At 70.8% G+C, this 10,230-nt stretch carries 8 protein-coding genes; 7 read left to right on the top strand and 1 reads right to left on the bottom strand.

Going from position 1 to position 10,230, the window contains the following annotated elements; translation table 11 throughout:
• Window positions 1-336 precede the first annotated feature (336 nt).
• From ACFU7Z_RS27600 to ACFU7Z_RS27580, 5 genes are all read left to right on the top strand, one after another.
• A complete protein-coding gene (locus tag ACFU7Z_RS27600) occupies window positions 337-2,247 on the top strand; it encodes an ABC transporter substrate-binding protein (RefSeq protein ID WP_380780342.1) in 1,911 nt (636 codons plus the stop codon).
• Between the two features lie 43 nt (window positions 2,248-2,290).
• Complete coding sequence (locus ACFU7Z_RS27595) at window positions 2,291-3,235, top strand: ABC transporter permease (protein ID WP_380780340.1); 945 nt, start codon at window positions 2,291-2,293, stop codon at window positions 3,233-3,235.
• Window positions 3,235-4,185, top strand: coding sequence for an ABC transporter permease (locus ACFU7Z_RS27590; protein ID WP_380780338.1), 951 nt, complete (start codon window positions 3,235-3,237; stop codon window positions 4,183-4,185). Before ACFU7Z_RS27595 ends, ACFU7Z_RS27590 begins: the two co-directional genes overlap by 1 nt.
• Before the next feature lie 19 nt (window positions 4,186-4,204).
• The gene (locus tag ACFU7Z_RS27585) at window positions 4,205-6,259 is read left to right on the top strand and encodes a dipeptide ABC transporter ATP-binding protein (RefSeq protein ID WP_380780335.1); all 2,055 of its coding nucleotides are present in this window, start codon (window positions 4,205-4,207) and stop codon (window positions 6,257-6,259) included.
• A gap of 80 nt (window positions 6,260-6,339) precedes the next feature.
• On the top strand, window positions 6,340-7,455 hold the full coding sequence (locus ACFU7Z_RS27580; RefSeq protein ID WP_380780333.1) for a hypothetical protein: 1,116 nt from the start codon (window positions 6,340-6,342) through the stop codon (window positions 7,453-7,455).
• Window positions 7,456-7,613: 158 nt separating this feature from the next.
• Here the strand turns inward: ACFU7Z_RS27580 and ACFU7Z_RS27575 are convergent, their stop codons facing one another.
• Entirely contained in the window at window positions 7,614-8,261 is a 648-nt protein-coding gene (locus ACFU7Z_RS27575; RefSeq protein WP_380780331.1) for a hypothetical protein, read from the bottom strand.
• A gap of 471 nt (window positions 8,262-8,732) precedes the next feature.
• On the opposite strand from ACFU7Z_RS27575, the gene ACFU7Z_RS27570 reads away from it, so the two are divergent.
• Both ACFU7Z_RS27570 and ACFU7Z_RS27565 read left to right on the top strand, forming a co-directional pair.
• Window positions 8,733-9,365 (top strand): S1 RNA-binding domain-containing protein, encoded by a 633-nt coding sequence (locus ACFU7Z_RS27570; protein ID WP_380780329.1) that lies wholly within the window; start codon window positions 8,733-8,735, stop codon window positions 9,363-9,365.
• A 283-nt stretch (window positions 9,366-9,648) separates the two neighbouring features.
• Window positions 9,649-10,200 (top strand): hypothetical protein, encoded by a 552-nt coding sequence (locus tag ACFU7Z_RS27565; RefSeq protein WP_380745077.1) that lies wholly within the window; start codon window positions 9,649-9,651, stop codon window positions 10,198-10,200.
• The last annotated feature ends 30 nt before the right edge of the window (window positions 10,201-10,230 follow it).

Raw genomic sequence — 10,230 nt, 5'->3', positions numbered from 1 at the left:
GGGCAGGGGGCTCCGGGCCGGCCTCAGCGCACACCGGGCCCGGACGGACGGCAGCCCGTACGGTCCCAAGATCCGCTCCTTGATGGAAACTTGACGAACCGCAGCCCTTCCCGGGTCTTCTCAGTCTCCGCGAAATCCGTCTAACTGTTAGCACCCGGCGGGGCAGGGCCAGCAGCACGCGGCCGAAGCCCACGGACGCCGGTGCCTTCCCGGCGTCGGGAAAGCCGCTCACGCTTGCCCGGTCCCGGCACCGCCATGCCCGCGTCGGCGAACCGTCGGATCGCGCAAGGAAAGCACTCGCTGGTGTTCACGTGGGGTGAGAGGGGCATGCCCAGGATGACGAAGTCCACAGGAGCGCGCAGACTCGCACAAGTGGTGGCGCTGGTCACGGTCGTGGCGACCGCCGCGGCCTGCACCAGCGGCAGCGGCGGCGGGGGCGGCGGCGGCAGCAGCCCGGGGCCGGTCGGGGCCCCGGTCCAGGGCGGCGTGGTGCGGGTCGCCGAGGCGCCCTCCACCTTCCCGGACGCCATCTGGCCGTTCGACTCCGCGGCCCAGGTCAGCACGGTGAACACCAGCCAGTTCCAGGAGCTGTTCTACCGCCCCCTGTACTACTGGGGGCTGAACGACAAGGTCGCCCTGGACCCGGAGGTGTCCCTCGGCGAGGCGCCCGCCTGGAGCCCGGACGGGAAGACCGTCACCATCCAGGTCAAACCGTGGAAGTGGTCGAACGGCGAGGACGTCACCGCCCAGGACGTGCTGTTCTGGATCAACATGGCCAAGGCCGAGACGTCCAACAGCGGCTACTACACCCCGCCGAACCCGGCGATCGGCGCCAAGTACTTCCCGGACAACGTGGCCTCGGCGACCGCCTCCGGCCAGACGCTGACGCTGACCCTCGACACCCCGGTCAGCCAGACCTGGTTCACCGACGACGAGCTCAGCCAGATCACCCCGATGCCGCTCGCCTGGGACCTCACCGGCCCCAACCAGAAGGGGAGTTGCGCGAACGACGCGTTCGGCTCGGACGCCGCCATGACCGACTGCGCCGCCGACTACGCCTACCTCAGCGCGCAGTCGACCAAGGGCGGCGACTTCGCGGGCAGCCCGCTGTGGTCGGTGGTCGACGGCCCGTGGAAGCTCAAGACCTACAACGGCACCTCCGGCGCGTACGCGATCGTGCCGAACACCGCCTACTCGGGACCGCAGAAGCCCTACCTCGACGAGGTGGACTTCGTCCCCTACACCTCGGACACCACCGAGTACGCGGACCTCAAGGCCGGCAGCGGCGGCGCCAACGCCATCGACGTCGGCTACCTGCCGGCCGAGGACTCCCCGACCTTCAACGCCAAGAACCCGGACGCCGGCAACCCGCTGAGCGGCGCGGGCTACTACATCCCGGCCCCGACCTACCTGGACGAGATCTCGTACTACCAGATCAACTTCGCCAACCCGGACGTGGGGCCGCTGTTCAAGCAGCCCTACTTCACCAAGGCGGTCCAGGACACCGTGGACCAGCAGGGCATCATCAACGGCATCTGGAAGGGCTGGGGCTACCCGAGCACCGGCGCCGTGCCCAGCCTCCCGGCCGGCAACCCGCTCTCCCCCAAGAGCCAGTCCGAGAAGGCCACCTACGACCCGGCGGCCGCCAAGCAGCTGCTGCGCGGCCACGGCTGGAACACCGACAGCACCCCGGCCACCTGCACGAACCCGGGCACCGGCCCCGACCAGTGCGGGGCCGGCATCGCGGCGGGCACCAAGGCCGCGTTCACCATGAACTACCCCTCCGGCCAGGCCGCCCTGGACACCATGGCGGCGGACATGCGCTCGGACGCGGCCAAGGCGGGCATCGGCATCACCGTCGTCAGCCAGACCCAGAACACCATCGGCAACGAGGGCGTGGCCTGCACCGCCGCCCAGCCGGCCGGATGCCAGTGGCAGGCCCTGCTCTACGGCGGCTGGGTCTTCGCCCCCGACTACTACCCGACCGGCGACGCGCTGTTCGCCACCGGCGCCGGGCCGAACGTCTGGAGCTTCTCCGACCCGAAGCTGGACCAGCTGATCGTCAAGACCACCACCGGCAGCGACGTCAACGACCTGTACGCCTACGAGGACTACATCGCGGGCGACCAGCCGGTGATCTACACCCCCAACACGCTCACGGTCAGCGAGGTCACCAGGAAGCTGCACGTCGACGCCGGCGACCCCTTCCAGGGCTACGAGCCGGAGTACTGGTACTACACGAAATGACGGCCACCCGTGAGCGCGCCGCGGCCCCCCTCGGGGGGCGGCGGTGACGGCCTACCTGATCCGTCGGCTGTTCCAGGCCCTCGTGACGGTGCTGATGGTCACGGTCATCTCCTTCGGCCTGATGCAGCTCATGCCGGGCGGCCCGGTCCGGGCGATCCTCGGCTCCCACGCCACCCCGGCCACCATCGCCCACCTGACCCACCAGATGGGCCTGGACCGCCCGGTCTACGTTCAGTACTGGACCTGGCTGGACGGCCTGCTCCACGGCGACCTCGGCTTCGACTACATCCAGCAGCGCCCCATCTCCGACCTGCTGTTCAACGCCCTCGGCGCCTCCGCCTACATCGTCGGCGCCTCGCTGCTGCTCGCCCTGCTGATCGCGGTACCGGCGGGCCTGCTCCAGGCCACCCGCCGCAACGGCGCGCTGGACCACGCCTTCACGGTGTTCTCCTTCATCGCCTACGGGGTGCCGACCTTCTTCATCGGCTTCCTGATCCAGCAGTGGTTCGAGGACGACCTGAAGTGGGTCTCGGTGCACGACCAGGTGGCCACCTTCGGCGAGGCGCTGACCCACCCCGGGGCCGTCTGCCTGCCCGTCCTGACCCTGACCCTCACCACCGTGGCCGGCTACAGCCGCTACATGCGCTCCGGGGTGCTGGACCAGATCACCCAGGACTACGTCCGGTCCGCCCAGGCCAAGGGCGCCTCCCGGCGCCGCACCCTGTACGGCCACGTCCTGCGCAACGCCCTGATCCCGATGGTCACCCTGGTCGGCCTCTCGATGCCCGCGCTGGTCGGCGGCGCGCTGATCGTCGAGTACGTCTTCAACATCCAGGGCATCGGCCTGCTGACCACCCGCGCCGCGCTGCAGAGCGACTACGGCATCACCCTGGCCGCCACCCTGCTCACCGCGGTGGCCACCGTGGTCGGTTCGCTGCTGGCCGACCTCGGCTACGCCGTGCTGGACCCCCGAGTGAGGCTCACCTGATGGCCCCGACACCCGGTACGACGCCCAACCCCCGGCCCGGGCCCCTGCCCGGCACGACGCCCGGCCGGCCAGACGCCCCCGGCGGGGAGCCCGCCGGGCGGCCCCGCTCGATGCTCCGGCGCGGCGCGGAGGTCTTCGCCGAGAACCGGCTCGCCCTGGTCGCCGTCGCCGCCCTGGTCGCGATCACCGCGTTCTGCTTCCTCGGCCCGCTGTTCTACCACGCCGACACCTCGGTGGTGAACCTCTCCGCCGTCACCCTGCCGCCGGGCGCCGGGCACCCGCTCGGCACCGACAACGACGGCATCGACGAGCTCGGCAAGGTGATGGCCGGCGGGCAGACCAGCCTGGAGATCGGCCTCGCCGCCGGCCTGATCGCCGCCGTCATCGGCGCGCTGTACGGCGCCGTCGCGGGCTACCTGGGCGGCTGGGTCGACGCGCTGATGATGCGGGTGATCGACTCCTTCATGTCCTTCCCGCTGATCTTCCTGCTGATCTACCTCAGCAGCGTCTACGGGAAGAGCAAGACGATGCTGATCCTGGAGGTCGGCCTGACCTCCTGGTTCGGCATCACCCGCCTGGTCCGCGGCGAGGCCCTGGCGATCAAGGTCCGGGACTACGTCTCCGCGTCCCGGATGATGGGCGCGGGCGGCGGGCGGATCGTGCTCAAGCACATCCTGCCCAACACCATCGGGACCACGATCGTCAACACCACGTTCTCGATCGCCGACGCGGTCTTCGCCCTCTCCACCCTCAGCTACATCGGCCTGGGCCTCCAGGCCCCCGACAACGACCTGGGCGGCATGCTCGACGTCGGCACCAACTACGCCGGCCAGGGCTACTGGTGGATGATCTACCCGCCCGCCGCCGTGATCATCCTGCTCATCCTCTGCTTCAACGTGATCGGCGACGCCCTGCGCGACGCCTTCGAAACCCGCCTGCGGAAACGGTGAACCGACGGAGGTTCCGGCAGTGGCGCTCCTCGAAGTGACCGGCCTGCGCACCGAGATCCGACTGAAGCACTCGGTGGTGCGGGCCCTGGACGGCGTCGACCTCGCGGTGGACGCGGGCGAGACCCTCGGCATCGTCGGCGAGTCGGGCTGCGGCAAGACCATGACCGCCATGTCGATCATGCAGCTGCTGCCGAACGGCGGCAGCGTCGTCGGCGGCAGCGTCCTACTCGACGGCCGCGACCTGCTCGCGCTCGAACCCGGGACGATGGACCGGGTTCGCGGCAACGACATCGGGATGATCTTCCAGGACCCGACCACCTCGCTCAACCCGACCATGACCATCGGCCGGCAGATCTCCGAGTCCGTCCGCATCCACCGCCGGGCCTCCCGCCGGGAGGCGCACGAACGCGCCGTCGAGGTGCTGAACCTGGTCGGCATGCCCAGCCCCGCCCGGCGGGCCCTGGTCTACCCGCACGAACTGTCCGGCGGCATGCGCCAACGGGCCATGATCGCCATGGCCCTGGCCAACGAACCCAAACTGCTCATCGCCGACGAGCCGACCACCGCCCTCGACGTCACCGTCCAGAAGCAGATCCTCGAACTCATCGACCACCTCAAGCAGCAGCTCGGCATGGCCGTCATCCTGGTCACCCACGACCTCGGCGTCATCGCCGGACGGGCCGACCGGATCGCCGTCATGTACGCCGGGAAGGTCGTCGAGACCACCGGCACCGAGGCGCTCTACGGCAACCCCCGCCACCCGTACACCGAGGCGCTGTTCGCCTCGCTGCCGGAACGCTCCGCCCGCTCCGGCGGCCGGCTCTACTCGATCCCCGGCCTGCCGCCGGACCTGACCACTCCCCCGCCCGGCTGCCGCTTCGCCGCGCGCTGCCGCTACGCCACCGAGCAGTGCCACGCGCAGGAGCCGCCGCTGTCCGGGGAGGTCCCGGAGCACCGGTACGCGTGCTACTTCCCGGTCGGCGAGGCCGGATCGGGCGTCCGGTCCACAGCACGGACGACGGCTGTACAGACTCCGGCGGTGACCGACGAGGTGACGGCAGCGGCCGACGGCCCGGCGGCCGAACCGCTGCTGCGCGTCGAGCACCTGGTCAAGCAGTACCCGGTCACCAACGGCCTCGTCCTGCGCCGGACCGTCGGCGCCGTCAGCGCCGTCGCCGACCTCTCCCTGACCGTCCGCCGGGGAGAGACGCTCGGCCTGGTCGGCGAGTCCGGCTGCGGCAAGACCACCGTCGGCAAACTCATCGTCGGCCTGGAGAGGCCCACCAGCGGCAGCCTGGTGTTCCAGGGCCGCGACCTCGCCCTGGTGCCACGGGCCGAGCGGCGCCGGCTGCGCCGCGACGTCCAGCTGATGTTCCAGGACTCCTACGCGGCCATGAACCCGCGGATGCCGGTCCACTCGATCATGCGCGAACCGCTCGACATCCACCGGGTCGACGGCCCGACCGAGCGCGACCGGCGGATCCGGCAGATCTTCGACCTGGTCGGCCTGCCGCTCACCGCCCTCGAACGCTACCCGCACGAGTTCTCCGGCGGCCAGCGCCAACGCATCGGACTGGCCCGCGCCTTGGCCCTCAGCCCCCGGCTCATCGTCGCCGACGAGCCCGTCTCGGCCCTCGACGTGTCGATCCAGTCCCAGGTGCTCAACCTGATGCGCGACCTCCAGGGCGAACTCGGCCTGTCGTACCTGTTCATCTCGCACGACCTGTCCGTGGTCCGCTACCTGTCCGACCGGATCGGCGTGATGTACCTCGGCAAGCTGGTGGAGATCGGCCCCGCGCCGTCGGTGTACGCCCGGCCGGTGCACCACTACACCCGCGGCCTGCTCGACACCGTCCCCGTCGCCGACCCGGCGGTGGAACGGGCCAGGAGCAACCGAGGCGTCGCCGGGGAACTCCCCTCCGCGATCGACCCGCCGTCCGGCTGCCGCTTCCGCACCCGCTGCGCGGCGGCGCAGCAGCTCTGCGCCGAGGTCGAGCCACCGCTGACCGCCTACGGCCCCGACGACCACCTGGCCGCCTGCCACTTCCCCCTGCGGCCGTCACCTCCCGGGTGAAGCCGCACCCCGGACCGGCTTCGTCCCGTAGCGTTTTCCTTCCACCGCGGGGACCCGCGGTGTACGAAGGGGAGGGTTACATGAACTCGCTTGTCTCGAAGGCCCGCTGGTTAGGCTCCCTGGCGGTGGCGGGAGCGCTGCTGCTCACCGGGTCCGGCTCCGCCGGCGCCGCCACCCACACCTCCGGCGGCCCGGTCCCGGGCGTCCCGCAGACCGTCGAACTGGACTCGTCCCCCGCCTCGGTGGCCGTCAGCCCGGACGGGCACAAGGCCTACGTCGCGGTGAAGGACACCACCAAGGGCGCCAAGGTGAAGGTGGTCGACACCCAGAGCGGCGCCATCACCGCGGTGGTGACACTGTCCACCGGTCTCGGCGCCGGCCCGGGCCCGCTGGCCGTCAGCCCCGACGGCTCGCGCGTCTACGTGCTCTTCTCCACCGCCCGCAAGGCACCGCTGTCCAGCCTGGGCGCCATCGACACGGCCACCGACACCGTCGTCTCCAGCACCGAGGCACCCGACCAGCCGCGACCCGACGGCACCTTCCCCGGCGCCCTCACCTCCCTGGCCGTCAGCCCCGACGGCGCCACCGTCTACGTCGGCCAGGACGGACCGGCCCGCTACCACCGCCCGGCCGAGCCGGGCGCCCGGGTCCTGTCCTTCTCCCCGCAGCAGCAGGCCTACACCACCGCCGTCCCGGTCCCCGGCCACTACCTGGGCTCGATCGTCACGCCGCCGAACGGCGAAACCGCGTACACCGCCACCGACGAGAACCTGGTCCGCCTGGACACCAGCACCGCGACCCCGACCATCACCGGAACCACCGCCGCCACCATCGGCTCCCGCCCGATCCTGGCCCTCTCCCCGGACACCACCCGCCTCTACGGCGTGGGCAACAACGGCACCGGCTACGCCGTAGACCTCGCCACCGACACCCTCACCACCCTCGACCTCGCCCCGGGCCAGTGGCTGCAGAACCCCTCGGTGTCCGCCGACGGCACCCGGCTCTACCTGGTCCTGCAGGACCTCACCAGCGGCGACAGCAAGGCCTCGGTCCTCGCCCTGGACACCGCGACCAACACCCTCGTCCCCGCCGAGGAGATCACCGGCCTCAACTGGGTCACCGCCCTGGCCCTCGGCCCCGACGCCCACACCTTCTACCTCACCGTCAACTCCACCCTGCGCATCCTCGCCCACTGACCACACCCACCCCGCACCCCGCCCCGCCCTCGGGGCGGGGTACCCCCGCCGAGGCCCCCTCCGCCGAGGGCTCCCTCCAGCGTTTCCGTCGCCCGCACCGCCGTCGTCCTTGTCCTCGTCCTCAACGGAATCCGGAAATGACCACTGCCGGGAATGAATCAGTGGAACACGATGGCGTGGCCGCCCTCGATGCTTGCCAGGCATGCCCGATAGAGCTGGTACCAGGTGAAGCGCTCCGTCGCGAACGGTCCGTCCACCGCGAGATCCCGAGCTTCCCATGCCTCCCCCGAACCGGAGGGAACGCTCTCGTCGTCGAGGTTGATGCCGATCGACGGCGCCAGGTCCGACAGTTCAGCCAGCAGGCGCTGACTGGAGCCGACGATTCCGGCGCCCTCGACTCCCGCCTCATCAGGGAGGAAGAGCGGATCCTCGAACTCGACCGGCACGTAGTAGCCGGAGCTGTCGGAGTGACAGAGCAGATGGGAGGCCAGCCTCGACGTCTCATCCTGGATCTTCTCGCAATCGCGGTCGAACTGGCGCCCGCTGACCTCCAGAGCCGACGTGACAGGTTCGCCGAGGTTCACGAGCACCAGGATGCGGCGCAGCTGGGTCAGGTACCCGTAGGGAAAGCCACCGGAGAAGGTACGGGCACGAGGCGGATCGGTGATCTCCGGCTCGTGCCAGCTGACCCCCTCCTCCACGAGCGCCCGGCCGAGGCGGGCGAAGGCCGACCGGTGATGGTCGAGACCTTCCGCATCGTTGCGAGCCTGGTCGTAGAGGAGTCCCACTGATATCGAAAGTCCCATGGGCCAGAGTCTAGGAACGACCCCTGACGACGACGGGTCCGCCGCCGCGCCGACAGCCGTGTCTCGGGGGGTGAGGAACATCGGAGCGACACCGGCGCAACCCTCCCCCGCTCTCCAGAGCCCGTCGGCCTGCGCTTCCATGGTGGTTGAACCTTCGGCGGTCGTGCTGCCCCGAGCAGGGGCATCAACCCGCAGACGGACCGGCACGTTCCCGCCCGAACCGAGTCCGACACCCGCCTCCTGGCAACCCGCCCCTCCCTTCGTGAAAGGCTTGCCGCCATGCGCGAAGCACCGGAGGACCGCGCCGCACGGAGCTTTCTGTCAGCGATCCGCGTCGGCGACCTGTGTGGTGGGGTCGCATCAGAGGTCACCCGCTCCGGGGTGGCGGTGACGTTGGACGGGTTCCCGGCGAGACCGCTGGGGTTCGTCGGCTCGTTGGACCTGCCCTGGGGGCGGCCTCGGAGCGAGGGTGTGGAGGTCGGTCAGCGGATCACCGCCGAGGTCATCGCCGTCGACCCGCCCGCGGGCCGCGTACGGCTGTCCATGGCAGCCACCGGGAACCCGGAGCTGTGGGCCTTTCTGAAGCGGCTCGCCCCAGGCCAGATCCTCGCCGGCACGGTCGCGTCGATCGAGTCGTTCGGCGTGTTCGTGGCGCTGGACGACGGGCCCGGTCATCCGGTCTTCCCGGGGGTCGGGTTCATCACGATCCCCGAACTGTCCTGGTGTCACTTCGAAACGGCCTCGGACATCGTCCGGGTCGGCGAGCGCGTCTCGTGCGGATTCCTCCACTTCGACACCAAGAACGGGGAGGCCAGGCTGTCCTTGCGGGCTATGCGGCCGGACCCCTTCCAGGACTTCGCCAACAGCGTCGCCGCGGGCCGGACACTGCGCGGAAGGGTCACCCGGCTGATCCCGTTCGGCGCCTTCGTCCAGGTCGCCGACGGGGTCGAGGGGCTGATCCACCTCAAGGACCTCGCACGGACACCCGTACGGACGCCACAGGAGGTCGTAGGAGTCGGCGACGAAGTCCTGGTCGTCGTCACCGACATCGACCGAGGACGCCGAAAGCTGGCGCTGTCGCGGCAGGAGCCCCCCTCCCGCTGATCGTGATCGTCCCGCGTGCGGCGCACTCGACGCATATCCGGTTGGCGCGCCGCCAGCCGCGTGCCCCTCGGTCTCCCACAGGTGCCGGGCTCAGAAGAGCACGTCCTCGCCACCAGGCTCGGGTATCCCGATCACACAGGTGCGACCGGGGTCGTCGGGCACGGAGCAAGGGCGCGTCGGGGGCGGACAGGAAAATCAGGCGCTCGTTCGTACCGCCTCGGGTACCGTGGCGCACTGCCCTGTCGGGAAGGGCCGCAGCGAAGCGGGGGAGGAACCGGTGGAGATGGACGAGGCGGCGCGGGCCGCATGGTGGGAGAGCCTGCCCGCGGGGATCCGCGACGAGATCGACGGGTACGTCCTCCAGGACTCCCTCTTCCACGCGCTGCGGACCGTCGTCGATGTCGGCCGCGTCCCCTCCGGCATCGGCATCCGCATCGCGCAGGACATCGTCAACGACCGCTACACCCACCACGGCGACCGGATCGCCCGGAGCCCCGACAGCCCCCTCGACCTGGAGTCCCTGGCGTTCCGTGCCGCCGGCTGCCCCGGCCGCGTCGTGGCGATCGAGGTGGTCTGGGACGGCGACACCGTCCACGACTGGTTCACGGTCCTGCTGGCGATCACCGAGGACCCGGTGCGGGAGCACCCGTTGGCCACCGTCTACTCCACCACGGCCAGGCGCTACCTGGACGGGGAAGGAGTCGGCAGCGGACAGCTCGTGTGCGCCGCGGCCGCCGAACACGCGGGCCGGGCCCTGGCCGGGCACCTGTCGGTCCCCTTCCACTTCGCCAGCCCTGACACCCCGGACGACGAGGCTCCCCGCTGGCGGGAGTGAGAGGTGCGGCGCTGTCGGCCGGAGCTCGGC

This window comes from Kitasatospora sp. NPDC057518 (assembly GCF_042802075.1).
Taxonomy (GTDB): Bacteria; Actinomycetota; Actinomycetes; order Streptomycetales; family Streptomycetaceae; genus Kitasatospora.
Note: the sequence above shows the minus strand (reverse complement) of the source record. Positions and strands in the feature narration are given on the sequence as shown.